The organism is Comamonas sp. w2-DMI, from assembly GCF_040187735.1.
GTDB lineage: Bacteria > Pseudomonadota > Gammaproteobacteria > Burkholderiales > Burkholderiaceae_C > Comamonas > Comamonas terrae.
The window spans coordinates 1-24,802 of record NZ_JBANEL010000021.1 but is presented as its reverse complement, the minus strand read 5'-3'; the positions used below and the strand labels follow the sequence as shown (position 1 = coordinate 24,802).

Genomic DNA, 24,802 nt, shown 5'->3' with positions numbered 1-24,802 from the left:
CCGCGGCTACCGCCGCGGTCAGGCCGCATCCCGGCCCAGCAGCAGCACGGCGTCCAGATGCCCGCGGATGACCAGCATCTGCCGCTTGATCACCTGCGCGGCAGGCAGGGGCAAGCTGCCGGTGTCGATGCGCCCGTAGCTGTCGAGCCAGGCCTGCAGCTCGTCGATCAGCCCCTCGATGGGCTCTTGCACCATGAGGCCCGAATCACGCCATTCGGACACTATTTTCTCGACCTGCTTGTAGCGAGCCCCCACACGCAACCTGACATTTTTGCGCGCAAGCCGGGGGCTGAGCGGCAGAAAAGTCTGTTCCAGCTCCCTGAGCAGAACCGGATGCTCGCGGGCAAAGCGCAGCAGTACCGAACGCAGCATGCCCTCGGGCTCTTCGCCCAGGCAGGCTTCATAGCTGCGCTGTACGCGCCGGCCGGTACTGATCACCCGCTGGATGCGCTCCACGGTTTCCGGTTCCAGCCGCACCGCAGGCACCATCGTGCGCGGTAGGCGCGCGCGCTCCCAGGCTGCCTTCACCGCAAGCCGTGCCTGCGGCCAAGTCAGAAAACTGGAGGCGTGCTCCCGGCTCCAGCGCTCGCACAGCTCCGACTCGCGGGCGGCAAACTCCTGCCTGCAGGCTTCGGCCGAGAGCGGCACCGGCGCGGATTGCGATTGCGCGGCCTGCCAGCCCAGCGCATAGGCGGGCTGGTACTGGTCGTAGCCGCGGCCGGCCACGAAATACGGTTCCGACAAATAGTGCTCATGCCAGAACAGATCTTCCGCAAGAGGCAGGCCGATGCTTTGCGTACCTGTTTTTTGGGAGGTGCGCTCCTTGGCCAGCTGGGTTACGGCCAGCGCGGAACGACGAAAGAATGACGAGAACATGCGGTACGGGTGCCAGCAGCCAGCCACCATGGCTGCCGGCAATCCAGGAAAGGACACGAGGCAAATTATTGCCTTGCCCGCGGAGTCACTCCGTCAGTCCTCGCAGCTGCTCGGATTAGGAGCATGCCTACAAATAAACTCCTGAAAAGTGAGCTTCTTTCGCTTGATCTACCTTGTCTTCGAGGAATTTTCACTCGCAAATGCTTGCCGGCAGGCGCCTGCGCGCTCACAAACTACTCAAAAACTTCGTCGTCCAGCCCCAGTTCCTGCAGTTTGCGCGTGATGGTGTTGCGGCCTATGCCCAGGCGGTTGGCAGCCTCCACGCGCCGGCCATGCGTGGCCGCCAGGGCCGCGCGCAGCAGCTGGGCTTCAAATTTGCGCGACAGCTGATCCCACACATCGTTGTCGCCCTGCGCCAGCAACTGCCTGGCTTCCTGGCTCAGCCCCTGCAGCCAGTCCTGCATGTCGCCGTCTCCTGCGAACGGCGCCAGGCGCGGCGGCGGGAAGGAGGAAGCCAGCAGGGTCATGGCCGCTTCCGCATGCGCCGCCGGCGGCTGCGCCGGAGAAGGTGCAAGCGGTGGCTCCGCCACCGTGGAATCCGTGCCCAGCACCTCGGGAGGCAGGTCCTTGACGGCAATCTGCTGCGCCGGCGCCATGACGGTCAGCCAGTGGCAGATGTTCTCGAGCTGGCGCACATTGCCGGGGAATTTGAAGGCCTGCAGCTTCTCCATCGCCGCCGCGCCGATGCGCTTGGGCTCCACCCCCAGCTGGCGCGCGCTTTGCAGCAAAAAATGCTGGGTCAGCATGGGCACGTCCTCGCGGCGTTCGCGCAGTGCCGGCAGGCGCAGGCGGATCACGTTGAGGCGGTGGAACAGGTCTTCCCGGAATTCACCTTCGCGCACCCGGCGCTCCAGGTCCTGGTGGGTGGCGGCGATCACGCGCACATGGGCCTTTACCGCCTGGTGTCCCCCCACACGGTAGAAGTGCCCGTCCGAGAGCACGCGCAGCAGGCGGGTCTGCAGCTCGAACGGCATGTCGCCGATTTCATCGAGGAACAGCGTGCCGCCTTCGGCCTGCTCGAAGCGGCCGCGGCGCTGGGTCTGTGCGCCCGTGAAGGCGCCGCGCTCGTGGCCGAACAGCTCGGACTCGAGCAGATCGCGCGGAATGGCTGCCGTGTTGATGGCCACGAACGGCCCGGCGCTGACCGGGGAATGCTTGTGCAGTGCCCGGGCCACCAGTTCCTTGCCGGAACCGGACTCGCCGGTGATCAGCACCGTGACCTGGCTCTGGCTCAGCCGGCCTATGGCCCGGAACACATCCTGCATGGCCGGCGCCTGGCCCAGCATCTCGGCCTGCAGCGGCGCATGGACCTCGGACTCCTCCTCGCGCTGGCTTTCCTCCACCGCGCGGCGGATCAGCTCCACGGCCTTGGGCACGTCGAAGGGCTTGGGCAGATATTCGAACGCCCCGCGCTGAAAGGCCGAGACAGCGCTGTCCAGGTCTGAATAGGCCGTCATGATGATCATGGGCAGGCCGGGCTGCTGCGCCCGCACCTGTTCGAGCAGCTCCAGCCCCGAGCCGCCCGGCATGCGGATGTCGCTGACCAGCACCTGAGGCGGCAGGCGCTCGGGATCGCTGGAGCTGGCATCCGCCAGCGCGTGGATCACCTCGCGCGCCTGGGTGAAGCTGCGCGTGGCCCAGCCTTCGCGCGCCAGCGCTTTTTCCAGCACGAAACGGATGGAAGGGTCATCATCCACAATCCAGATTGGCTTCATTGGTGCTGCATCCTTCCCTTCAATAGCTAGCTGTGCCTCCAGGCGTCACGGCAGCGGAATGAGTATGCGGAAATCCGTGCGGCCGGGCTGGCTGTCGCATTCGATCAAGCCATGGTGGCGCTGCACGAACGTCTGCGCCAGCGTCAGCCCCAGGCCGGAGCCGCCATCCCGCCCCGACACCAGAGGATAGAAAATCCGCTCCTTGATGGCATCGGGCACGCCTGGTCCGTTGTCGATGACATGCAATTCCAGTGCCAGCCTGTAGCGCTGCTTTCCCAATGTGACCTGGCGCGCCACCCGGGTCTTGAGCGTGATCTGCGCATCGCCTGCGGCAATGTGGCGGTGCAGCGCCTGGGCCGCGTTCTGCACGATGTTGAGCAGGGCCTGGATCAGCTGGGCGCTGTCGCCCCTGAATTCCGGAATGGAAATATCGTAGTCGCGTGCAATGGACAGCCCCTGCGGATATTCGATCAGCACCAGGGAGCGTACGCGCTCGCAGACCTGATGGATATTGACATCGCCCACCTCGTGCGGGTGGCGGTGCGGCGCCAGCAGCCGGTCGACCAGGGCCTGCAGGCGGTCGGCCTCATGGACGATGACCGTGGTGTATTCGCGCAGCTCGGGAGAATCCAGGTCCATCTGCAGCAACTGGGCCGCGCCGCGAATGCCGCCCAGCGGATTCTTGATCTCATGGGCCAGGTTGCGGATCAGCTCCTTGTTGGCCTGCGCCTGCTCGCGCAGCCGCTCTTCCCTGTCCTGGCGCGCCTGCTGCTCCAGCGGCCACATCTCCACCAGCACCTGGCTTTCGGGTTCCATCAAGGACACGGTGACATGCACCGGCAGCGCATCCTGCCCCTGGCGCAACAGGCTGGCCTCGAAGCGCAGAGCCGCAAAGTCGTTGTCGCGCGCCCCGGACAACGCCTTTTCCAGCAAGGCCGGCTCTGCAAAGCAGACCGCGAACTCGCTGCCGTCCATGGTCCTGCGGGACTGGCCCAGCGCATTTTCCAGCGCGGCGTTGGCGAAGCACACGCAGCCCTGCTCGTCCAGCACGGCGATCAGCGTGCACAGCCAGTCCAATGCCTGGTAACTTTTCATGAAGGGCAAGCCTCCTGCCAATTATTCATAACCGACCATGAAGGCGGCGCAATCCAGGCGCGCAAGGCGGCATGGGCCGCCACGCGGCCCTCGCTCCCGCTGGAGCCGGGCGGAGCCACTCAGGGATCAGTTGGGCAAGCGGTCCAGTTCCCGCTTGATACCCGCCACATCGCTTTCCTGGCGCGCAATATCGGCCTTGAGCTTTTCCACGCGCTCGGGATAGCCCTGGGGATTGCGCAGCTCCAGGGCCGTGCGCACCGGGTTGCCGTCGTTGTATTCGGTCTTCAGCTCGGCAAGCCGTGCCTGGGCCTTGGCCAGCTCGCTCTGCAGAATGGCCCGCGCATCGGCATCGCGCGCGCGCTGGGCGCTGTTGTCCACGCGCGCGGGTGCCGGGCTGCCCGCAGCCGGCGCGGCCGGCTTGGGACGGGCAGCATCGGCACCGCTGCCCGCCGGGCGGGAAGAGCCATGGATCACGGTCACGCCGCTGCCGTCCACGGGCTTGCATCCTTTGGCCTTGGCCTGCGAGACATTGTTCGTGTATTCGTTGCCGCAGCGGTAGATCACGCTTTGCGACCATGCTGCCCCCGCCAGCAGGGCGATCAGCAATGGCACCAACATTTTTTTCATCAGTTTCCTCGGGCAGTCCCCGGCCCCACTCGGCCGGTCAATGCAGCAAGTATCGCTCCATACGTGCAAACAGCTGCCATTGCCTGATTCTCCTGCCCCTGTTTGGTTCACCAGGTTGCGGCTGTTGAATCATCGCGCCCATGAAAAAGGCGGCCGAAGCCGCCTTTTTGCCGATGCAGATGTTGCACCTGCGCTGCCATTACAGCGAGAAATACATATCGTATTCGGCCGGGTGCACCGACATGCGCATGCGCGTGACTTCCTGCATCTTCAGTTCGATGTAGGCGTCGAGCATGCTGTCGGTGAAGACGCCGCCCTTGGTCAGGAAGGCGCGGTCTGCATCCAGGGCTTCCAGTGCCTGGTCGAGGCTGTGGCACACGGTGGGCACCAGCTTGTCTTCCTCGGGCGGCAGATGGTAGAGGTCCTTGGTGGCGGCTTCGCCGGGGTGGATCTTGTTTTCCACACCGTCCAGGCCGGCCATCAGCAGCGCCGCAAAGCCCAGGTAGGGGTTCATCAGCGGATCGGGGAAGCGGGCTTCCACGCGGCGTCCCTTGGGATTGGCCACATAAGGGATGCGGATCGAGGCGGAACGGTTCTTGGCCGAGTAGGCCAGCTTGACCGGAGCTTCGAAGTGCGGCACCAGGCGCTTGTAGCTGTTGGTGCCGGGGTTGGTGATGGCGTTCAGGGCACGGGCGTGCTTGATGATGCCGCCGATGTAGTACAGCGCATAGTCCGACAGGCCGGCATAGCCGTCGCCTGCGAACAGGTTCTTGCCGTCCTTCCAGACCGACTGGTGCACGTGCATGCCCGAGCCGTTGTCGCCGTGGTAGGGCTTGGGCATGAAGGTCACGGTCTTGCCGTAGCTGTTGGCCACGTTCTGGATCACATACTTTTGCAGCACGGTCCAGTCGGCGCGCTCGACCAGGGTCGAGAACTTGGTGCCGATTTCGTTCTGGCCGGCGCCGGCCACTTCGTGGTGGAATACTTCGACCGGAATGCCCAGCTGCTCCAGGATCAGCACCATCTCGGCGCGCAGGTCCTGCGTGGTGTCCACCGGGGGCACGGGGAAGTAGCCGCCCTTGACGCGCGGACGGTGGCCGCGGTTGCCGGTGTCGAACTTGGCGCCCGTGTTCCAGGGAGCTTCGTACTCTTCGATCTCATAGAAGGTGCTGCCGGGCTCGGTGCTCCAGCGCACGCCGTCGAAGATGAAGAATTCGGGTTCGGGACCGAAGTAGGCGGTATCGCCCAGGCCGGATGCCTTCAGATAGGCTTCGGCGCGCTTGGCCACCGAGCGCGGATCGCGGTCATAGGCCTTGCCGTCGCTGGGCTCGATCACGTCGCAGCTCAGGATCAGCGTGGTCTCTTCGAAGAACGGATCGATGTTGGCCGTGTTCGGGTCGGGAATCAGCTGCATGTCGGAAGCTTCGATACCCTTCCAGCCTGCAATCGACGAACCGTCGAAGGCATGGCCCGAGGAGAATTTTTCCTCGTCGAAATGCGACACGGGCACCGTGGTGTGGTGCTGCTTGCCCAGGGTATCGGTGAAACGGAAGTCCACGAACTTGACTTCGTTTTCTTCCACCATCTGCATGACGTCTGCAACGGTCTTTGCCATCGGATCACTCCCGCCAAATTGGCTGATCAAAATAAAAGATAGATAGGGATAAGCAGTTTGCGTGCCAATCTGCCGCAGCGCCGGACACACGGCTTTCCTGCCGCACAGGCACGGCTGGAGCCTGCCCGCGAGATGCCACGCACCTTCACCAAATCGGTGCGCATTGTCTCATTGCCTGAAGCGCCCGTTGAAATGCACTTGATTGGTGCATATTGATTGCACCAAAAAAGCGCATTCCACATTCATGCACCGGTGAAGGGCATGGAGCCACGGGGACCGCCGGCTCTTGCCTGCGGGGCATGGCCTGCAGCGGCTTCGGGCGCGAAGGGAACCTGCAGTTCGTCCTGTCCACCCACCCGGCTCTCGCGCATCTGCTGCAGCGCCGCCAGGCAATAGTGGGCAAACCACAACGAGGAGAAGGCGAACACGAATGCATAGATCCAGATCGCAATCGGCACCAGAATCCAGAACGCGGCGATGAACACCAGGCCCGAGGCCCAGACGATGCCAGGCGCGGCGCCCAGATAGCCGCAGATCACCCCGATGAGCATCAGGGCCAGCCGGTTGCGCACGAACAGTCGGCGACGCTCCTGCTTGCTCGCATGCTCCGCCAGCGCATCGAAGGCCATGACGCGGTAGGTCAGCCAGCCCCAGATCAGCGGCGTCAGCACCAGCATCAGCGGCGGCATGAACCACAACGGCAGCGTGACCAGCAAGGCGATCAGCGCAATCAGGGTGGAGCCGCCCGACCACGTGATGCTGGCCAGCGTACCGCCCCCATGTTTTTTCTCCAGTGCAGGAAAGCGTCTCTGGGCCACCCAGCGGGTCAGCGCCGGAGTCATGAACAGCGAGACCAGCAGAAGCGAGACGACGATGACGATGGGCGTGGATCCCAGAACCACCAGCACCGAGGCCACGAGCTCGGACGCATAGCCCACGCCATGGCTCTGCAGCCACAGCCACAGGGAGTGCAGCCAGCCCACGCCGTCCAGCAGTTGCTGGACCTTGAGCACGGCCGGCGCCCAGAAGAAATAGCCGAGCACCCAGACCATCACGGCCATGAGCACCAGCGGAAACAGCGACCACGCAATCACCCGCCTATGGAGGCAATACGCCATCGCACGCCAGAAAGAGTCGAGTAGCAAGCCCATGGGCAAAGCATACCCGAGCTTGCCAAAAGCGTGTTTACGATTGTGAGGAACTGTTCAGGCCCCGCGCCGCCTCAGGCCCGCCCCACCAGCCGCAGAATGCCGCGCCACTGCTGGGCCCAGAATCCCCGGCCATAGTCGCGCAGCCGGCCCTGGGCATCGGGCTGTACCTGGTCGCGCACGCCCGTGGGGTCGTAGCGCAGATCGAAATTGGCCGTGCCGAAGGCCATGTCCCACCAGGGCAGCAGCACGCCGAAGTTGTTGCCGCGGGCGCGCTTGTTGCGCACCGGCGCCATGGCTTCGTGGCCTATGCCGATGGCATGGTGGCGGCGGTGGAAGCGCGGGCTGATCCACAGGCGCTCGCCCAGCCTGCCGAACCAGATGCGCACATTGGCATGCTGGAAGCTCTGGCTCAATTGGGTCAGCGCCACGATGGCCACGAACTGCCCTGGCGCCACGCCGATGAGCTGGGCCACCAGAACCACGATGGTGTCGTGGATCACATCATCGAGCAGATGGTTGCGGTCGTCGCTCCAGACCGTCATCTGGCGCTGGGAATGGTGCAGCGCATGCAGCTTCCACCACCAGCGGTAATGGTGCTGGCCGCGATGGATCCAGTATTCGACCAGGTCGAAGACCAGCAGGTACAGGATCAGGCTGATCCATGCGTTGTCGGTCACGCCGGGCCAGATATCGTCCAGGTGGAACACCGGCAGTCCCCAGACATGCAGGCGCCCCATGACCAGGTCCCACAGCGGGTCCAGCGTGAAGAACAGCGCCAGGCGAAACAGACCGAGGCGATGGATCAGCGTGTAGAAAATGTCCACGCGGATGGCCTTGCGGTCGGTCACGGCCTCCACGGGCATCCAGCGCTGCAGCGGCGCGATCACGGCCACCATGACGACGATCTGCAACAGGCCCACCAGCAGCCAGCCGGTGGCCGCATAGCCATCCTCCAGCAGGTTCGCCAGGCCCGCGTGGAACAGCACAGGCTGAACCACGCCTTCGAACAGGCGCTGCTGCGCATCCCCAAACAACTGAACCAGCCAGTCCACAACTTTCTCCTAACACTCAGGCCGCATGCGGTCGGGCGATCCAGCCCTGGTACGCCGGATGCTCGGCCAGCGTTCGAAAACAGAAGCCTCTTTCCAGCAGGCCCACGATCAAGGGCTCCAGCACCGCCGGCGCCCATGGGTCCTTGCGCGACCAGATCCCCAGATGCGCCAGCAGAATATCGCCGTTACGGATGTTCTTCAGCGCCCGATCCAGCAGCTTGTCATTCGGATACCTGTCGCTGGGCAGCTCGTCGCCCAGAAAGCCTGCCGCCGCCCAGCCCACCTGCTGGTAGCCGCCCTTTTGCGCCGCGGCGATCAGGGCCGGCGATGTCTTGCCGCCCGGCGCGCGGTACAGGGGCAGTGTCTTGTGGCCCGTGATGCTTTCAAGACGATTCGCGGCCTTGGCAATCTCGGCGCAATACTCGTCCGCCGAGACCACGAAGGTCTGGTTGGCACGCTCGCCGGCCGAGGGCCGGACCTTGAAATGCGTCACCTGGCCCGTTGCCGAATCGCGTATGTCCGCCACCCAGTACATGTGGTCATAGGTGTGCGAGGCCAGCCGATGCCCTTCTTCGGCGCGCGCCTTCCACCAGGGCGCCCAGAAGTCGCCCAGGCTGCTGCCGCCCTCCTTCGTGGGCTCGTTTGCCGCGAAGAAGGTGACCGGCACCCGGTGCTTTTGCAGCACCTGGGCCACGAACTGGGCAATGCCCATGTGGCCGGTATCGAAGGTCAGGTACACGGGCTTGCCGCAGCCCGGCGTAGCGGGCGCACCGCCCTGCGCCGCCGCGGCCGAAGCCTGCAGCGCCCAGAGGCCGGAACCGGCGAATGCCGCCGTGGCCGAGATGAATTGACGTCTTAGCATCCACCCTCCTTGAGGTGGCCGGATTGCCGGTCCGCCGCATGCGGACGGAAGCGGCAGCCGGCCGAAAGGCCGCGCCGCGGCCCCGGCTGCCTGGATGGAGCCGGACGCAGGCGCGAAGTTCCGCGGCGATCAGCGTGCCGCGTGGGCCAGCGTCCACACGCCGTGCGGCGACTTGCCCACGTTCACCTGCTGCACCACCTTCTTTTCCACGGTGTCGATCACCGAAAGCTTGCGCGCCCAGCGCGAGCTGACCAGCAGGTAGCGGCCGTCGGCGGAGACATCCATGCAGTCCGGGCCGCCGGGCGCCGGGTAGCTGGCCACGACCTGGTCGGTCACCATGTCGATCTTGCTGATGGTGTTGGCCACGCGGTTGCTCACATACAGGTGGCGGTTGTCGCCGGCGGCGCGGAAGGCATGGGCGCCGGCCGCGGTCTTGATCTGGCCCAGGCTGCGCGGCTCGGGGCCGGTGATGTCGAAGACCTCGACGCCATCGCCGCCGGTCAGGCCCACGAACAGCTTTCTGCCGTCGGGGCTGCCGTAGACGTCGGCCGGCATGGGGCCGGTGGGCACACGCGCCTTGATGGTCTGCGTGGCGATGTCGATGGCGACCAGGGCGTCGCTGTCCTGCATGGTCGAATACACGGTCTTGCTGTCCGCGTCGATGAACAGGTGGCTGGGCGTCTTGCCCGTGGACACACGCTTGACCAGCTGCGGCGTCTGCGTGGCCGCATCCCAGCGGTAGAAGTCGATGTGGTTGAGGCGGTTGGCCGCGGTGATGAACCACTTCATGTCCGGCGAAAAGCGCAGGTGGTAGGGGTCCACGATGTCGCGGATCACGCGCTGCACGGCGCCCGTGCGCGGGTCCACCAGCGTGAGCGAGTCGCCCAGCGCATTGGCCACGACCAGGGATTTCTCGTCGGGCGTCAGGTACAGGTGATGGGGCTCCTTGCCCGTGGGAATGCGCGACAGCTCCTTCCAGCCCACGGGGTCGATCACGCTGATGGAGGCGTCGAGCGAATTGAGCACGAAGATGGGCGTGGTGCCCTGCACGGACTGCGCGGCCTTGGCCGGCATCACGGCACCCACGGGTGCCGCGAGAGAGGCCGCCGGCGCTGCCGCCTGCCCCTGGCCAGCCGGGCTGGCAGCCGTATTGCGTGCAGCAGCGGCTGCACCGCCGGCCGCCGGAGCCGCAGCCGCCGGTGCCGCGGGCTGCGCCACAGCCGCCCTGGCCGGCTTCAAGCCCGGCCAACCCGAAGTGGCCAGCCATGCGGCGGCTCCGCCGCCCACCGCGAGCACCACGACCGCGCCCAGCACACTGATGCGCCCAATAGAGAGACGTCTCACAAAACCACCACCTTCTCAGAATTGACGCAGTGTAGCCGCGCCCGGACAGCCCGCCGGACTCAGGGCCCAATAGCCGGCTGCGAACTGTGAAAAATGCTGGGGCACCGCCGGGCATGGAACGCCGGCCACGGCGTGGGAACTGCGCCCGTCCACCCGGGCCGCCGGCAAAAAAACCACAGCTGGCCCGGCCTTGCCCACCAACTGCACGGCATTTGCGCTGCCGCAAGACATGGCGAAATCGCCGCCTTGCACAGACGCCGTACCCAGCCTTGCATGAAAAAAGTGAGCTGCTTGCGCCTGATATTCAATGACTTCAAACATAAAACACCTTGAACTCATTTATTTTCATGCGCTTGCAGCTCGTGATCCAGGAGCAAACCACACAGGGACCGTCCCATGAAAAAAGAGCCCCAAGGGCTCTTTCTGGCGGGCGCAAAGACAGGCTGTACGCTCAGATCTTCCACTTTTCCAGCAGCTTTTCGGGGCGCAGCGTGTCGTAGCCTTCGAACGGCTGGTGGATCCAGGGGTTGGTCGGCAGGAAGTCCACCGAGTAATCGGCCTCGAAGGTCGAGATGCCCTTGGTCCAGATCACGGCGCTGCGCAGCTCGGTGATGGGCTGGTAGTTGGTCTTGAGCATGGCGATCACGGCCTTGAGCGTGGCGCCCGAGTCCGCAAGGTCGTCCACCAGCAGCACGCGGCCGGCGATCTCGCCCTTGGGCGTGGCGATGAAGCGGCCGATATCCAGATGGCCCTGCACCGTGCCGGCTTCGGCACGGTAGGAGCTGGTGGACATGATGGCCAGGGGCTTGTCGAAAATGCGGCTCAGGATGTCGCCGGGGCGCAGGCCGCCACGGGCCAGGCACAGGATGGTGTCGAACTCCCAGCCCGACTGGTGGATCTTGATTGCCAGCTTCTCGATGAGACCGTGGTACTCGTCATAGCTTACATACAGGTGCTTGCCGTCTTCCGTCAGCATATGGGGTCCTATTGAATGGTGGGTTCAGTAAAAACCGTGAGCCGCCGTTATTGCGCGCTGTACGGGTTGTGCATCAGGATGGTGTGGTCGCGGTCCGGGCTGGTCGAGACCATGGCGATCGGCACGCCGGTCACTTCGGCGATGCGGTCCAGGTAGCGGCGCGCATTGACGGGCAGCTTGTCGTATTCGGTCACGCCCACGGTGGATTCGGTCCAGCCGGGAATGGATTCGTAGATGGGCTTGCAGCGCTCGATATCGTCCGCGCCCAGGGGCAGCAGGTCGATCTTCTCGCCGTCGAGTTCATAACCCACGCACAGCTGCAGCTCCTCGATGCCGTCGAGCACGTCCAGCTTGGTGATGCACAGGCCCGACAGGCCGTTGATCTGGGCCGAGCGCTTGAGCAGCGCGGCGTCGAACCAGCCACAGCGGCGCGAACGGCCGGTGGTCACGCCCTTCTCGGCGCCCACGGTGCTCATGATCCAGCCGGGCGTGCCTTCCTTTTCCCATTCCAGCTCGGTCGGGAAGGGACCGCCGCCCACGCGGGTGCAGTAGGCCTTGGTGATGCCCAGGATGTAGTGCAGCAGGCCCGGGCCCACGCCGGCGCCGGCAGCCGCATTGCCGGCCACGCAGTTGGACGAGGTGACGTAGGGATAGGTGCCGTGGTCCACGTCCAGCAGCGTGCCCTGCGCACCTTCGAACAGCAGGTTGCCGCCGGCTGCGTGCACTTCGTTGAGCTCGCGCGACACGTCGGCGATCATGGGTTTGAGCAACTCGGCATGGCGCATGGCCTCGTCGTACACCGCGTCGAACTGGACTTCGCCGTCCCGCATGTACGGAGCCAGGCCGGCGCCGAAGTCGAAGCTCTTCGAGCCCAGCACGTTCACCAGGATATGGTTGTGCAGGTTCAGCAGTTCGCGCAGCTTGGCGGCGAAGCGCTCGGGGTGCTTCAGGTCCTGCACGCGCAGTGCGCGGCGGGCGATCTTGTCCTCGTAGGCGGGGCCGATGCCCTTGCCCGTGGTGCCGATCTTCTGCACGCCGCCCTGCTCGCGGGCCGCTTCGCGGGCCACGTCCAGCGCCTGGTGGAAAGGCAAGATCAGCGGGCAGGCTTCGGATACGCGCAGGCGGTCGCGCACCTGCACGCCGGCCTTTTCCAGGCCTTCGATTTCCTCGAACAGCTTGCCCACGGACAGCACCACGCCGTTGCCGATGTAGCACTTCACGCCGGGGCGCATGATGCCGCTGGGGATCAGGTGCAGCGCGGTCTTGACGCCGTTGATGACCAGCGTGTGGCCGGCATTGTGGCCGCCCTGGAAACGCACGACGCCGTTGGCGCTCTCGGTCAGCCAGTCGACCAGCTTGCCCTTGCCCTCGTCACCCCACTGGGTGCCGACCACGACCACATTGCGACCTTTGGATGTTTTCATATTCCAATCCGGTAAATCGAAGAATTAGTCAAAAGCCTTAAATGGCTTGCACGACCCATTGCCCGCCCTGCTGGACGAGCTCGCGGTCGCAGTGGAACTCGTCCACTTCGCTTTCGTGCCCCGGCAGTACGCAGACCACCGTCTCGCCCTTCTGGCGCAATGCGGCGATGGCCGCGGCCACCTGCACGTCATCGCCCCAGGGAGCGCGAATGGCAGCCTTGAGCGGGCGCTCGGGCACGACAGCCACCAGTTGTTTGATATCGAGGCTGAAGCCGGCCGCCGGGCGGTTGCGCCCGAAGACAGCGCCGACTTCGTCATAGCGGCCGCCGCGCACCAGCGCATCGCTGCCGCCGGGCACGTAGATCGCAAAGCGCGTGCCGCTGTAATAGGAATAGCCGCGCAGGTCGGCCAGATCGAAGCTCACCTTCACGCCGCTCAGCCGCTCGGCCAGCCAGCGCAGATGCGATAGCAGCTTGCGCACGCCGGGCGTGCGCTCCAGCAGCTTTTCGGCCTGGTCCAGCACTTCCATGCCGCCATACAGCTGCAGCAGCGCCAGCAGGCCTTCGCGCGAAGCTGCGGGGAAATCCCGCGTCAGGCGGGCCAGCTCGGTCGCGTCCTTGGAGGCCAATGCCGCATGCACGTTGCGCAGCACCTGCGCCTCCACCATCACGCCGGCCAGCAGATTGCGCACGATGCGGACATCGGCCAGGTCCACGCTGATGTCGGTGACGCCGGCGCTCCTGAGGCAATCGAGCGCCAGATGCAGGGCTTCCAGGTCGGCTTCCAGCCCTTCGTGGCCGTAGATCTCGGCGCCGAACTGCAGCGGCTCGCGCGTCGCGCGCGGGCGGTCGGGCCGCGCATGGACCACGGGGCCGCAGTAGCACAGCCGGGTCAGGCCTTTGCGGTTGAGCAAATGGGCGTCGATGCGTGCCACCTGCTGCGTCATGTCGGCGCGCAGGCCCATGGTGCGGCCGGAGATCTGGTCGACCAGTTTGCAGGTTTGGATATCCAGGGCTTCGCCGGTACCGGTCAGCAGGGAGTCCAGGTACTCCAGCATGGGCGGCATGACCAGTTCATAGCCATAGCCGCGCGCGGTATCGAGCAGTCCTCGACGCAATTCTTCGATGTGCCGCGCCTCGGAGGGCAAAACATCGGCAATGTGATCCGGCAGGACCCAAGCAGACATGGAGAAAGGGGGAGGCTGTTAAAAACGCGATTCTACCGGCTTTGCCGGGCATGCCCAATTTGCCCCGCAAGGCCTGGCCGATATTTGCGGTATTCAGAGCAGGATCAGCAAAATGACTCCCGCTGCGATACAGAGCAGGCCGCAAAAGCGCAGCTGCCCGTCGCGCAGCTGCATGAGCTGCAGGAACAGCTGGCGCCACTGCTGCGGCGCAAACAGCGGCATCAGCCCCTCGAAGATCAGCATCAGCGCAAGGGCCAGGCCCAGGGAATCGCTCCACTCCATATCCCGCTCTCCATCTCCCTCACTGGGTCGCAACACAATGAACAATGGCCCGCGAAGGGGCCATTGCGATGACAGTCCTGCCGGTCCTACCGGGCAGCGGCGCCGCCGTTGCGGTAGGCCTTGAAGAAATCGCTCTGCGACGGATCGAGCACCAGCACGTCGCTCTTCTTGGCAAAGCTTTCCTTGTAGGCTTCCAGGCTGCGGTAGAACTGCGCGAACTGCGGATCCTTGCCGAAGGCTTCGGCATAGACGCGCGCGGCTTCGGCATCGCCTTCGCCCTTGACCTTCTGCGCGTCGCGGTAGGCATTGGCAATCGTGATGTCGCGCTGGCGGTCGGCCTCGGCACGGATTTTCTCGCCTTCGGCCGCGCCGGTGGAGCGCAGCTCGTTGGCCACGCGCTTGCGCTCGGCCTCCATGCGGCGGTAGACCGATTCGGTGATGGTCTCGGCATAGTCCACACGGGTGATGCGCACGTCCACGATGTCCACGCCCCAGGGCTTGGCGCCGCGCACGGTCTCCAGCACCTCGCGCTTGACGTCGGCCATCAGCGCCTCGCGCTTGGACGACAGCAGCTCGCGCACGGTGCGGCGGTTGATTTCCTCCTGGAAGGCATTGCGCACCACGCGGTTGAGCTGCAGCGCGCCCGCGCTTTCATCCAATCCCACGTTGCGGATGTATTCCGACGGGTCGGAGATGCGCCAGCGCACATACCAGTCGATCACCACGCGCTGCTTTTCGGCCGTCAGCATGGGCTCGGTGTCGGTGCTGTCCAGCGTCAGCAGGCGCTTGTCGATGTAGCGCACGTTCTGGAACGGCGGCGGCAGCTTCCAGTTCAGTCCGGGCTCTGTGATCACTTCCTTGATCTGGCCCAGCGCATAGACCACGCCGAACTGGCGCTGGTCGACCACGAACAGCGTGGAACTCAGCAAAGCCAGCACGACCAGAACGCTGGTGACAAAAAATCCGATTCGATTCACTGCATTCTCCTAGCGCGATTCACGTTCACGGCTGCGGTCACGGCTGCGGGCCTCGCCCGCGGGCACCGGCGTCACACGCACGGCAGGCGGCACCGACGATGCCGGGGCGCCGGCAGCCGGCACCCCGGAGGCATCGGCCGCGCCTGCGGCGGCCGTGTTGCTGCTCACGCTCTGCATGATCTTGTCCAGCGGCAGGTACAGCAGGTTCGAGCCCTGGCGGGACTCCACCAGCACCTTGGTCACGTTGCTGTAGATCTGCTGCATGGCGTCGATGTACAGGCGGTCGCGCGTGACCTGCGGCGCCTTCTGGTACTCGGTGAACAGCGAGCTGAAACGCCCGGCATCGCCCTGCGCCTGCGCCACGATGCGGGCCTTGTAGGCAGCCGCCTCTTCGCCCAGCCGCGCCGCCGAGCCGGCAGCGCGCGGAATCACGTCGTTGGCATAGGCCTGGGCCTCGTTCTTGGCGCGCTCGCGCTCCTGGCCGGCCTTGAGCACGTCGTCGAAGGCCGCCTGCACCTGCTCGGGCGGACGCACGCCGCCCTGCTGCAGGTTGATGCCCACCACTTCCACGCCCACCTTGTAGCGATCCAGAATGGTCTGCATCAGATCGCGCACGCGCGGCGCGATCTGGTCGCGCTCCTCGGCCAGGGCCGAATCCATGCGCATCTTGCCCACGACTTCGCGCACGGCCGACTCGGCCACCTGCACCACGGCTTCCGACGGGCTGCGGCTTTCGAACAGCCAGGCGCGCGCGTCGTTCAAGCGGTACTGCACGGCAAACTTGATCTCGACGATGTTCTCGTCCTCGGTCAGCATGGCCGACTCGCGCAGGCCCGTGCTGCGCACGATGTTGTCGCTGCCCACGTCGGCCGAGCGGATCTGCGAGACATAGACCAGCTCATGCTTCTGGATCGGATACGGCAGGCGCCAGTTGAAACCCGCGCCCACGGTGCTCTTGTACTTTCCGAACTGGGTGATGACGGCCTGCTGGCCTTCCTGCACGATGAAAAAGCCCGTGCCCAGCCAGATCAGCACGGCCACGCCAGCGATCACGAAGATGCCCTTGCCGGCATTGAAGGGCTCGGAAGGCTGGCCGCCGCTGCGGCCGGGCGGCAGGCCCCGGCCCGGCTTGCCGCCAAACAGGCCGGAAAGCTTGCGGTTGAGGTCATGCCAGAGCTCGTCCAGGTCCGGCGGCTGGCCCTGCTGGGAAGGCGGCCGCGGACGCTGCTCGGGGGCGGGCGGAAGTTCCGGGCGTTCGCTGTCGGGGCGCTGGCCGTCAGGGCGCGAGCCTTCTTCGTTGTTGTTGTCGCTGCGGCCCCAGCGGGGATCGTTCAGATTGAACATCCCGCGAATGCGTTGTGGCAGCACCGCCCAGCGATGGACGCGTTGTGAAAAATTCATGCGAGAAGTCTCTGTATTTCCAAAAAGACATGAACCATGGCTGGCATTGTGCCCAATAGAGACATGAGTCCCTAGTATTGCGCGTCGGAATCAGGGGACATCCCGGAGGATTCGTCCTGCCTTTCATCGTCTGCGTTGCCAGCCCCCTCTCGTGCTTGCAATACCCGGTCCGCCAGCATCTGGCGCAGCTGCGGCAGCCCCTGCCCCGAGCGGGCGCTGACGAACACGCGCGGCACAGGAACGCCGTCGAGCTCGTAGTCGTCCTGCAGCGCGGCAGGCAGGCGCTCGGGCTCGATGGCATCCAGCTTGTTGAAGACCAGGATCTGGGGCACATCATGAGCCCCGATTTCAGCCAGAACTTTTTGGACTTGTTGGATTTGTTCCGGATAGCCGGGGTTCGATGCATCCACGACGTGCAGCAGCAGATCCGCGTCGATGGCTTCCTGCAGCGTGGCCTGGAAGGCATCGACCAGCCCGTGCGGCAGGTCCCGGATGAAGCCGACGGTATCGGACAGCGACACAGATTCCTGCGCCTCGTTCAGATACATCTGGCGCGTGGTGGTGTCCAGCGTGGCGAACAGCTGGTCGGCCGCATAGGCGCGGGCCTTGACCATGGCGTTGAACAGCGTGGACTTGCCGGCATTGGTGTAGCCCACCAGCGAAATATTGAAGACCTCGTGGCGCGCGCGCTGGCGCCGCTGGGTGGTGCGCTGCTTCTTGACCTTCTTCAGGCGCTCCTTGGTGCGCTTGATGGCCTCGTCGATCATGCGGCGGTCCAGCTCGATCTGCTTTTCGCCCGGGCCGCCGCGGCCGCCGATGCCGCCCATCTGCCGCTCCAGGTGGCTCCAGCGGCGCACCAGGCGCGTGCTGACGTACTGCAGCCGGGCCAGTTCCACCTGCAGCTTGCCCTCGTGGCTTCTGGCCCGCTGGGCGAAGATCTCCAGGATCAGCATGGTGCGGTCGTTGACCGGCATCTGGATATGGCGCTCCAGATTGCGCTGCTGGGCCGGGCTCAGGGCCTGGTCGAACCAGATTTCCTTGGCGCCGTGCATCTGGGCCAGCATGCGGATCTCGTCGGCCTTGCCGCTGCCCACGAACAGTGCGGCATCGGGCGCCTTGCGCTTGCAGGTCAGGCGTGCAACGGGCTGCAGGCCGGCGGTCTGCGCCAGCAGGCCCAGCTCCTCCAGCTCGTCGTCAAAATGGGGAAAGCCAAAATCCACGCCCACCAGCAGCACCGGTGCAGACGCGGAGCGTTCAAAGAATTCAGAACTCAAATACCTCTCCCGTGGGGTGAGGAGCCTCGCAGGCAGTGCTGCGAGGCATCAGCGCGGCACGGCCGATCAAGCGGCGGCGGCTTCGTTGTCCGCAGTGGCTGCGGCGGAGAAATTCACGGCGCGGCCGGGAACGATGGTGGAGATAGCGTGCTTGTAGACCATCTGGGTCACGGTGTTGCGCAGCAGCACCACGTATTGGTCAAACGACTCGATTTGGCCTTGCAGCTTGATGCCGTTGACCAGGTAGATGGAAACCGGCACATGCTCGCGGCGCAGCGCGTTCAGGAACGGATCTTGGAGGAGTTGACCTTTATTGCTCACGATATTCTCCGTGTTCGAAGAGTGTTGTTGTAAACCGACACGTTACCACAGCGCCATCAGGGTCCATGCAAAAAAGGGTTTTCCCCTACGCGCTGCGGCACGTCATTTGTTCTTGTCGGCGAAAGGATTATGGGAGGTTTTCATCTCGATGCGCAACGGCGTGCCCACGAGATTGAACTCCTTGCGGAACCGGGTCTCCAGGAAGCGCTTGTAGGCATCGGTGACCAGCTCCAGCGAATTGCCGTGGATCACGATGACCGGCGGATTCATGCCGCCCTGGTGGGCATAGCGCATCTTGGGACGGTAGGCGCCGACCTTCTTGGGCGTCTGGAACTGAATGGCCTCCATCAGCAGGCGCGTGAGCACCGGCGTGGGCATCTTGCAGGTGGCCGCGCGGTGGGCCTGGATGATGGACTTCCACAGCGGCTCGATGCCCTGGCGCTTCTGGGCCGAGATGAAGTGCAGCGGAGCGAACTTCAGGAAGGACAGGCGCGATTCGATGGAGCGCTCCAGCATCTGGCGCTGGTATTCGTCCACCGCATCCCATTTGTTGATGGCCAGCACCACGGAGCGGCCGCTTTCCAGGATGTAGCCCGCGATGTGGGCGTCCTGGTCGGTCACGCCCTGCGTGGCATCGATGAGCAGCAGCACCACATTGGCGGTCTCGATGGCCTGCAGCGTCTTGACCACCGAGAACTTCTCGATGGCCTCGAACACACGGCCCTTGCGGCGCAGGCCGGCCGTGTCGATGAGCTCGAATTTCTGGCCGTTGCGCTCGAACGGCACGGTGATCGCATCGCGCGTGGTGCCGGGCATGTCGAAGGCCACCAGGCGCTCTTCGCCCAGCCAGGTGTTGATCAGCGTGGACTTGCCCGCATTGGGCCGGCCCGCCACCGCCAGGCGCACGGGCTTCTGGTCGTCGTCGCCAAAGATTTCCTCTTCGGGTTCGGGCAGGTTGAGCATGCCCAGTGCGACGTCCACGAGGCTGCGCACGCCCTGACCGTGCGCGGCCGATACCGCCATCACCTCGCCCAGGCCCAGCTCATAGAACTCGGACAGCTGCGCACCGTCCTTCATGCCCTCGGCCTTGTTGGCCACCAGCACCGTGGGCTTGCTCAGGCGGCGCAGGTACTGTGCGATCTCATGGTCCTGGCCCGACAGGCCTGCGCGCGCATCGAGCACGAAGACGACCACGTCGGCCTCAGCCACGGCCTGCTGCGTCTGCTTGGCCATCTCCTTGAAGATGCCGCGCGTCGCATCGGGCTCGAAACCGCCGGTGTCGATGACGATGTATTCGTGCTTGCCCTGACGGCCCTGGCCGTAATGGCGGTCACGCGTCAGCCCTGCAAAGTCGGCGACGATGGCATCCCTCGACTTCGTGAGCCGGTTGAAGAGCGTCGACTTGCCCACATTGGGGCGCCCTACCAGGGCAATAACTGGCTTCATTACCAAAAATACCTATTGGGATCTGCAAGGCCCGCGAGAGCCCGGGCAGATCATGCTTATCAATCCGGCCGGAAGCCGTACACAGTTCCGCTGCGGCCGACCACCACCAGCGTATCGGCCACCGCCACCGGGGCCGTGGCCACACCGGTCTTGTCGGTTTCCAGGCGCGCCAGGGCCGAGCCGTCCTCGCGCGACAGCAAGTGCACCGTGCCCAGGTCGTCGCCCAGCACCACCGAGCGACCCAGTACCAGCGGTGCCGTCAGCTTGCGGTACTGCAGCTTGTCGACGGACCACAGGCGCGAACCGTCGGCGCGGCGCCATGCCTGCACCGTGCCGTTGCTTTCGGCGCCGAACACGGATTGCTCGTCGCCGTCGATGCCGTCGCTGCCTTTGGAGTTCTGGGTCCAGCGCACCGTGGCATTGTTGGTGTCCACGCAGCCGACGGAGGCCTGGAAGGCGCGTGCGCAGACGCTGCTGCCGATACGGCTGACATGGCCGACCAGATCCACCAGGCGCTCCACGTCATTGGTGCCGCGCGGGCTGGCCAGGGGAGCCTCCCAGCGCACGGAACCCGAATCCGGGTCCACGCCCACGAGACGGCCCGACAGGCCGGCCACCAGCGTGTTGCCCACGGCGATGAGCACGCCCGGCTGGCGCAGGATCAGGGGCTCGCCCGGACGGTCGGCAAACCACAGCTCGCGGCCGGTGTTGGCATCGAAGGCCGACAGCGAGCGGTCCGCAGCCATCACGAACACGCGCCCGCCGGCCACCAGCGGCGGCGTGTAGACGGCGGCCTGCAGCTTGTGGGACCACAGCTTCTTGCCTTCGGCAAACACCAGCAGCTGGTTGCTGCCGGTCACCATGGCCGTGCGCTCGCCATCGCTGCCCACGCCGGTGGTCAGAGGCTCGCCCGCGCTGATCTTGCCCAGCTGGTTGCCGGTGCGGCCGTCCAGCGTGGTCACGCTGCCGTCCTTGGCCACCAGGGTCACGGTATCGCCGCGCACCAGCGCCGGCATGGCCAGGGGCGCTTCGCTGCCCAGCTTGGCCGTCCAGGCCTGGTGAACCTGGATCAGGCCGGGATTGGGCCCCAGGTCCAGCGGCTTGGGCTTTTCGCCGCTGCTGCTGAAGATGGAGCAGGCGCCCAGGGCCATGGACAGCGCGGACACGGCCAGCCAGCGCGGCACGGCAGGCGATTTCATTGCGGACTTCATTGAGCAGGCAAAAGTCTTCAAGATTAGTTCTCCGATGGCGTTGTCTTGGCCTGGGCCACGGTGGCAGGCGTGGCGCCCAGCGCATTGAGCTTGAACTCGATCAGGTGGCGGTAGTCCAGATCCTTGTCCAGCGCCTTGTAGGCGATCTGGTACTGGGCCACGGCCTCCTGCGGCTTGCCGAGGGCCGCATACAGGTCGCCGCGGCGGTCGGCCTGCAGCCCGGAGAAGGATTCGGGCATGGAGCCTTCCAGCGCCTTCAGGCCTTCGTCGAACTGCTTTTGCTGCTCCAGCACGGTGGACAGGCGGATCTTGGCGATGGCCTTGTAGCCCTCGTCGCCCGTCTCGGCCACCCAGGCCAGCGCGGCCCTGGCATCGTCGAACTTGCCCGCATCCACCGCAGCCTTGGCCACCAGCAGGCCGGTCTGGGTCGCCTGCACGGTGCCGCCGAATTTGCTCTTGAGCTCGGCAAACGCCTGGTCGGCACGGGCCTGGTCCTTGCCGGCCAGGGCCACGTCGACGGCATGCTCGAGCGCCGCCGCCTGCACGGCCTGGCGCTTTTGCCAGTACTGGTAGCCATTCCAGCCGGCCAAGCCCAGGAAGATCACCACCAGCACGCTGGTGATCAGCGTGCCCCAGGTGTTCCAGAAATGCTTGAGCTGATCGAGTTGCTCTTGTTCTTCAAGGTCGAAATGACTTGCCATGGCTTGTGTTGTTGTGCTGGGTCGTTAACGGGATGGAGCTCAGTCGGCCGATTTTAGGGTGTCGGCCCAGTCCTGAACCTGCGCCAGGGATTGCTGCTGCTGCGCGCCCTGCCCGTCACGCAGCGCCTTGACCGTGACCATGCCCTGGGCCAGCTCGTCCGCACCGAAGATCAGCGCAAAGCGCGCACCCGAGGCATCGGCCTTCTTGAACTGGGATTTCATCGAGCCCATGCCTTCGGCGGAGCCGCCGGCGGCCGCATGCATCTGCACGGCCACGCCGGCAGCGCGCAGACGCTGCACGGTCTGGAAGACCTGGGGCAGCGCCCCTGCATCGGGAATGATGGCATAGGCGTCTGCCGCGGGCTGCGGGATCTCGGCGCCGATTTCCTTGAGCAGCTCGAGCACGCGCTCGATGCCCATGCCCCAGCCCACGGCCGGAGCGGGCTTGCCGCCGATTTCCTCGATCAGGTAGTCGTAGCGGCCGCCGCCGCAGATCGTGCCCTGCGAGCCCAGCTTGTCGGTGATGAACTCGAACACCGTGAGGTTGTAGTAGTCCATGCCGCGCACCAGGCGCGGGTTCAGCGTCCAGGCCACGCCGTTGGCATCCAGGATGTCCTGCACGGCCTTCAGGTGGGCCTTGGAAGCCTCGCCCAGGTAGTCGAACAGCTTGGGCGCGGCGTTGACCATTTCCTGCATGGCTGGGTTCTTGGTGTCCAGCACTCGCAGCGGGTTGGTGTACATGCGGCGCCTGGCCTCTTCGTCCATCACGCCGGTGTGCCGCTCGAAATAGGCGACCAGCGCCTCGCGGTGGGCCTTGCGCTCCTCGGGCTGGCCCAGGCTGTTGAGCTCCAGGCGCACGCCCTCGATGCCCAGCTCCTTCCAGAGCTGGTCGGCCAGCAGGATGACTTCGGCGTCCAGCTCGGGGCCGGCAAAGCCCATGGCTTCCACGCCCACCTGGTGGAACTGGCGGTAGCGGCCGCGCTGCGGGCGCTCGTGGCGGAACATGGGGCCGATGTAGAACAGGCGCTTGCCGCCGTCGTACAGCAGGTTGTTCTCGACGATGGCGCGCACCACGCCGGCCGTGCCTTCGGGACGGATGGTCAGGTGCTCGCCGTTGAGCTTGTCCTCGAAGGAGTACATCTCCTTCTCGACGATGTCGGTCACCTCGCCCAGGCCGCGCACGAACAGGGCCGTGGGCTCGACGATGGGCGTGCGGATGTTGCGGTAGGCAAAGCGTCCCATCAGGTCGCGCACCTTGCCCTCGAACCACTCCCAGCGCGCGGAATCGGGCGGGAGGATGTCGTTCATGCCTTTGATGGCGGTCAGTTTTTCGTTCTTGGCCACGTGAAATCTCACATCTGGGTTACTCTGAAAACAGGAGCTTGCTGCGCGCAGCAAACCTCGATTTCAAAGAGAAACCATACTCAAATTCATATGGATAGCGCGCTAGCTGCTATCAATTCCTGAGACAGGCTTGCGACCATTGTGCCAGCAAGCCGCTCCTTCCCCTGTTTGCCGGTTCAGCCGCGGGCGCCGTAGCGGCGCTGCACATAGTCCTGGACGATGGCCTGGAACTCTTCGGCAATGCGCTCGCCGCGCAGCGTCATCGCCTTCTCGCCATCAATGAAGACCGGCGCCGCAGGCGCCTCGCCCGTGCCCGGCAGGCTGATGCCGATGTCGGCATGCTTGCTCTCGCCGGGACCGTTGACGATGCAGCCCATCACGGCCACCTTCATGGCTTCCACGCCCGGATAGCGGGCACGCCAGACCGGCATTTCGCCGCGCAGGAAGTCGTCGATGCGCTTGGCCAGCTCCTGGAAGGTGGTGCTGGTCGTGCGCCCGCAGCCCGGGCAGGCCGTGACGCTGGGCACGAACACGCGCAGGCCCAGGGCCTGCAGGATTTCGGAGGCCACCACCACTTCCTGCGCGCGCGCCTCGCCGGGCTGGGGCGTGAGCGAGACGCGGATGGTGTCGCCGATGCCTTCCTGCAGCAGCACGGACAGCGCGGCGGTGGAGGCCACCGTGCCCTTGGTGCCCATGCCGGCCTCGGTCAGGCCCAGGTGCAGCGCATAGTCGCAGCGCTGCGCCAGCGCACGGTAGACCGAGATCAGGTCCTGCACGCCGCTGACCTTGCACGAGAGGATGATGTTGTCGCCGTTCAGGCCCATCTCCTCGGCGCGGCGCGCGGACGAGACGGCCGAGGTGATCAGCGCCTCGTACATGACCTGGCGCGTATCCCAGGGACGGGCACGCCGGCTGTTGGCATCCATCAGCTCGGCCATGATTTCCTGGTCCAGCGAGCCCCAGTTCACGCCGATGCGCACTGCCTTGTCGTATTTGGCGGCAATCTCGATCATCTGGCCGAACTGGCGGTCCTTCTTGTCGCCCTTGCCCACGTTGCCGGGGTTGATGCGGTACTTGGACAGCGCCTCGGCGCAGGCCGGGTAGTCGGTCAGCAGGCGGTGGCCGTTGTAGTGGAAGTCGCCCACCAGCGGCACGTACTCGCCCATGCGGTCCAGCTGCTCGCGGATATAGGGCACGGCGGCCGCGGCCTCGGGCGTGTTGACGGTGATGCGCACCATCTCCGAGCCCGCCTGGGCCAGCTGGCGCACCTGGATGGCAGTCTCCACGGCATCCACGGTGTCGGTATTGGTCATGGACTGCACGCGCACGGGCGCGTCGCCGCCCACGGTGACCACGTTGTTGCGCCAGACCACGCGCGCCTGGCGCGAGCGGCGCGGCAGCGGCGATGCGATCGCGATGGGTGCCGCCTCGCCCGGCTGCTGCGAATTCTCGGAATCTTGCACTCTTGTCACCTTGAGGATCACTTCACCTCGAAGCGGGCCACGTTGTCGCGCGTGCCCGCGATGTCCAGCGGCTCGCCGCGCACCAGTACCTGGGTACCCTTGGCATTGCCCACGATCACGGACAGGGGCAGCTCGCCGCCGGCGGTCACGGCCTCATCCTTGGCCAGCGTCTTTTCCAGCACCACCTTGCCCTTGGCATCCCGGACCTTGACCCACGATTGTGCGCTGGCGCGCATTTCCAGGACGGCGCCAGAGGCTTGCGCAGGGGCGGCGGCCACCGGAGCCTGGGCAGCAGCGCTGCCGGCTGCACTTGCCGCCGCTGCGGAACCGGCCGGCTCCGCCGCGGGCGCTGCTGCGGCAGGCGGCTGCACCGGCGTGGCCGCATTGACCGCGTCGGCC

The 24,802-nt window shown here is 65.4% G+C and carries 25 protein-coding genes; 1 reads left to right on the top strand and 24 read right to left on the bottom strand.

What is annotated here, in order from left to right:
- Window positions 1-18: 18 nt before the first annotated feature.
- From V8Z74_RS19375 to glnA, 5 genes are all read right to left on the bottom strand, one after another.
- Window positions 19-876 carry a hypothetical protein gene (locus tag V8Z74_RS19375; protein WP_349710740.1) on the bottom strand — a complete coding sequence of 286 codons (858 nt, stop codon included), beginning with the start codon at window positions 874-876 and terminating at the stop codon, window positions 19-21.
- A 233-nt stretch (window positions 877-1,109) separates the two neighbouring features.
- Window positions 1,110-2,651, bottom strand: coding sequence for a nitrogen regulation protein NR(I) (gene ntrC, locus V8Z74_RS19370; protein WP_349710738.1), 1,542 nt, complete (start codon window positions 2,649-2,651; stop codon window positions 1,110-1,112).
- A gap of 45 nt (window positions 2,652-2,696) precedes the next feature.
- Window positions 2,697-3,746 (bottom strand): nitrogen regulation protein NR(II), encoded by a 1,050-nt coding sequence (gene glnL / locus V8Z74_RS19365; protein WP_066471954.1) that lies wholly within the window; start codon window positions 3,744-3,746, stop codon window positions 2,697-2,699.
- A gap of 126 nt (window positions 3,747-3,872) precedes the next feature.
- Window positions 3,873-4,373 carry a hypothetical protein gene (locus V8Z74_RS19360; RefSeq protein WP_349710736.1) on the bottom strand — a complete coding sequence of 167 codons (501 nt, stop codon included), beginning with the start codon at window positions 4,371-4,373 and terminating at the stop codon, window positions 3,873-3,875.
- Between the two features lie 199 nt (window positions 4,374-4,572).
- Window positions 4,573-5,988, bottom strand: a complete 1,416-nt coding sequence (gene glnA / locus V8Z74_RS19355; RefSeq protein WP_066471460.1) for a type I glutamate--ammonia ligase — start codon at window positions 5,986-5,988, stop codon at window positions 4,573-4,575.
- 57 nt (window positions 5,989-6,045) lie between these two features.
- Between glnA and V8Z74_RS19350 the strand changes: the two genes are divergently transcribed.
- The gene (locus tag V8Z74_RS19350) at window positions 6,046-6,204 is read left to right on the top strand and encodes a hypothetical protein (protein ID WP_349710734.1); all 159 of its coding nucleotides are present in this window, start codon (window positions 6,046-6,048) and stop codon (window positions 6,202-6,204) included.
- A 26-nt stretch (window positions 6,205-6,230) separates the two neighbouring features.
- Here V8Z74_RS19350 and V8Z74_RS19345 read toward each other — a convergent pair whose 3' ends face one another.
- From V8Z74_RS19345 to V8Z74_RS19255, 19 genes are all read right to left on the bottom strand, one after another.
- Window positions 6,231-7,139 carry an EI24 domain-containing protein gene (locus V8Z74_RS19345; protein ID WP_349710733.1) on the bottom strand — a complete coding sequence of 303 codons (909 nt, stop codon included), beginning with the start codon at window positions 7,137-7,139 and terminating at the stop codon, window positions 6,231-6,233.
- Between the two features lie 71 nt (window positions 7,140-7,210).
- Window positions 7,211-8,191 carry a sterol desaturase family protein gene (locus V8Z74_RS19340; protein WP_349710732.1) on the bottom strand — a complete coding sequence of 327 codons (981 nt, stop codon included), beginning with the start codon at window positions 8,189-8,191 and terminating at the stop codon, window positions 7,211-7,213.
- A gap of 16 nt (window positions 8,192-8,207) precedes the next feature.
- Entirely contained in the window at window positions 8,208-9,053 is an 846-nt protein-coding gene (locus tag V8Z74_RS19335; RefSeq protein WP_349710731.1) for a polysaccharide deacetylase family protein, read from the bottom strand.
- 129 nt (window positions 9,054-9,182) lie between these two features.
- Window positions 9,183-10,127, bottom strand: a complete 945-nt coding sequence (locus V8Z74_RS19330) for a YncE family protein (protein WP_349710875.1) — start codon at window positions 10,125-10,127, stop codon at window positions 9,183-9,185.
- 285 nt (window positions 10,128-10,412) lie between these two features.
- Window positions 10,413-10,718 carry a hypothetical protein gene (locus V8Z74_RS19325; protein WP_349710730.1) on the bottom strand — a complete coding sequence of 102 codons (306 nt, stop codon included), beginning with the start codon at window positions 10,716-10,718 and terminating at the stop codon, window positions 10,413-10,415.
- A 130-nt stretch (window positions 10,719-10,848) separates the two neighbouring features.
- Entirely contained in the window at window positions 10,849-11,373 is a 525-nt protein-coding gene (locus V8Z74_RS19320; protein ID WP_066471472.1) for a phosphoribosyltransferase, read from the bottom strand.
- Between the two features lie 47 nt (window positions 11,374-11,420).
- The gene (locus V8Z74_RS19315; protein ID WP_066471478.1) at window positions 11,421-12,797 is read right to left on the bottom strand and encodes an adenylosuccinate synthase; all 1,377 of its coding nucleotides are present in this window, start codon (window positions 12,795-12,797) and stop codon (window positions 11,421-11,423) included.
- A gap of 37 nt (window positions 12,798-12,834) precedes the next feature.
- The gene (locus tag V8Z74_RS19310; protein WP_349710728.1) at window positions 12,835-13,983 is read right to left on the bottom strand and encodes an ATP phosphoribosyltransferase regulatory subunit; all 1,149 of its coding nucleotides are present in this window, start codon (window positions 13,981-13,983) and stop codon (window positions 12,835-12,837) included.
- 93 nt (window positions 13,984-14,076) lie between these two features.
- Entirely contained in the window at window positions 14,077-14,265 is a 189-nt protein-coding gene (locus V8Z74_RS19305; protein ID WP_066471481.1) for a DUF2065 domain-containing protein, read from the bottom strand.
- Window positions 14,266-14,351: 86 nt separating this feature from the next.
- Window positions 14,352-15,242 carry a protease modulator HflC gene (gene hflC, locus V8Z74_RS19300; RefSeq protein WP_066471483.1) on the bottom strand — a complete coding sequence of 297 codons (891 nt, stop codon included), beginning with the start codon at window positions 15,240-15,242 and terminating at the stop codon, window positions 14,352-14,354.
- Window positions 15,243-15,251: 9 nt separating this feature from the next.
- Window positions 15,252-16,643, bottom strand: coding sequence for an FtsH protease activity modulator HflK (hflK, locus tag V8Z74_RS19295; RefSeq protein WP_066471485.1), 1,392 nt, complete (start codon window positions 16,641-16,643; stop codon window positions 15,252-15,254).
- A gap of 71 nt (window positions 16,644-16,714) precedes the next feature.
- Window positions 16,715-17,917: a GTPase HflX gene (hflX, locus tag V8Z74_RS19290; RefSeq protein WP_066471488.1), complete on the bottom strand. Its 1,203-nt coding sequence runs from the start codon at window positions 17,915-17,917 to the stop codon at window positions 16,715-16,717.
- A 66-nt stretch (window positions 17,918-17,983) separates the two neighbouring features.
- The gene (gene hfq, locus V8Z74_RS19285; protein ID WP_066471490.1) at window positions 17,984-18,238 is read right to left on the bottom strand and encodes an RNA chaperone Hfq; all 255 of its coding nucleotides are present in this window, start codon (window positions 18,236-18,238) and stop codon (window positions 17,984-17,986) included.
- A 102-nt stretch (window positions 18,239-18,340) separates the two neighbouring features.
- Window positions 18,341-19,684, bottom strand: a complete 1,344-nt coding sequence (der, locus tag V8Z74_RS19280) for a ribosome biogenesis GTPase Der (RefSeq protein ID WP_349710725.1) — start codon at window positions 19,682-19,684, stop codon at window positions 18,341-18,343.
- Window positions 19,685-19,743: 59 nt separating this feature from the next.
- On the bottom strand, window positions 19,744-20,883 hold the full coding sequence (gene bamB, locus V8Z74_RS19275) for an outer membrane protein assembly factor BamB (protein WP_245633265.1): 1,140 nt from the start codon (window positions 20,881-20,883) through the stop codon (window positions 19,744-19,746).
- A gap of 35 nt (window positions 20,884-20,918) precedes the next feature.
- Window positions 20,919-21,596, bottom strand: a complete 678-nt coding sequence (locus V8Z74_RS19270; RefSeq protein WP_349710723.1) for a YfgM family protein — start codon at window positions 21,594-21,596, stop codon at window positions 20,919-20,921.
- Between the two features lie 39 nt (window positions 21,597-21,635).
- Entirely contained in the window at window positions 21,636-22,904 is a 1,269-nt protein-coding gene (hisS, locus tag V8Z74_RS19265; protein ID WP_349710721.1) for a histidine--tRNA ligase, read from the bottom strand.
- 212 nt (window positions 22,905-23,116) lie between these two features.
- Complete coding sequence (gene ispG / locus V8Z74_RS19260) at window positions 23,117-24,403, bottom strand: flavodoxin-dependent (E)-4-hydroxy-3-methylbut-2-enyl-diphosphate synthase (protein ID WP_349710719.1); 1,287 nt, start codon at window positions 24,401-24,403, stop codon at window positions 23,117-23,119.
- A gap of 17 nt (window positions 24,404-24,420) precedes the next feature.
- On the bottom strand, window positions 24,421-24,802 hold a 382-nt coding region (locus V8Z74_RS19255; RefSeq protein WP_349710717.1), incomplete at its 5' end, for a DUF4115 domain-containing protein.

Excerpts from the sequence above, each read along its gene's own strand:
- V8Z74_RS19375 (WP_349710740.1), bottom strand. The coding sequence starts at position 876 with ATGTTCTCGTCATTCTTTCGTCGTTCCGCGCTGGCCGTAACCCAGCTG.
- ntrC (WP_349710738.1), bottom strand. The coding sequence starts at position 2,651 with ATGAAGCCAATCTGGATTGTGGATGATGACCCTTCCATCCGTTTCGTG.
- glnL (WP_066471954.1), bottom strand. The coding sequence starts at position 3,746 with ATGAAAAGTTACCAGGCATTGGACTGGCTGTGCACGCTGATCGCCGTG.
- V8Z74_RS19360 (WP_349710736.1), bottom strand. The coding sequence starts at position 4,373 with ATGAAAAAAATGTTGGTGCCATTGCTGATCGCCCTGCTGGCGGGGGCA.
- glnA (WP_066471460.1), bottom strand. The coding sequence starts at position 5,988 with ATGGCAAAGACCGTTGCAGACGTCATGCAGATGGTGGAAGAAAACGAA.
- V8Z74_RS19345 (WP_349710733.1), bottom strand. The coding sequence starts at position 7,139 with ATGGGCTTGCTACTCGACTCTTTCTGGCGTGCGATGGCGTATTGCCTC.
- V8Z74_RS19335 (WP_349710731.1), bottom strand. The coding sequence starts at position 9,053 with ATGCTAAGACGTCAATTCATCTCGGCCACGGCGGCATTCGCCGGTTCC.
- V8Z74_RS19330 (WP_349710875.1), bottom strand. The coding sequence starts at position 10,127 with ATGCCGGCCAAGGCCGCGCAGTCCGTGCAGGGCACCACGCCCATCTTC.
- V8Z74_RS19325 (WP_349710730.1), bottom strand. The coding sequence starts at position 10,718 with ATGTTTGAAGTCATTGAATATCAGGCGCAAGCAGCTCACTTTTTTCAT.
- V8Z74_RS19320 (WP_066471472.1), bottom strand. The coding sequence starts at position 11,373 with ATGCTGACGGAAGACGGCAAGCACCTGTATGTAAGCTATGACGAGTAC.
- V8Z74_RS19315 (WP_066471478.1), bottom strand. The coding sequence starts at position 12,797 with ATGAAAACATCCAAAGGTCGCAATGTGGTCGTGGTCGGCACCCAGTGG.
- V8Z74_RS19310 (WP_349710728.1), bottom strand. The coding sequence starts at position 13,983 with ATGTCTGCTTGGGTCCTGCCGGATCACATTGCCGATGTTTTGCCCTCC.
- V8Z74_RS19305 (WP_066471481.1), bottom strand. The coding sequence starts at position 14,265 with ATGGAGTGGAGCGATTCCCTGGGCCTGGCCCTTGCGCTGATGCTGATC.
- hflK (WP_066471485.1), bottom strand. The coding sequence starts at position 16,643 with ATGAATTTTTCACAACGCGTCCATCGCTGGGCGGTGCTGCCACAACGC.
- der (WP_349710725.1), bottom strand. The coding sequence starts at position 19,684 with ATGAAGCCAGTTATTGCCCTGGTAGGGCGCCCCAATGTGGGCAAGTCG.
- bamB (WP_245633265.1), bottom strand. The coding sequence starts at position 20,883 with ATGAAATCGCCTGCCGTGCCGCGCTGGCTGGCCGTGTCCGCGCTGTCC.
- V8Z74_RS19270 (WP_349710723.1), bottom strand. The coding sequence starts at position 21,596 with ATGGCAAGTCATTTCGACCTTGAAGAACAAGAGCAACTCGATCAGCTC.
- hisS (WP_349710721.1), bottom strand. The coding sequence starts at position 22,904 with ATGAACGACATCCTCCCGCCCGATTCCGCGCGCTGGGAGTGGTTCGAG.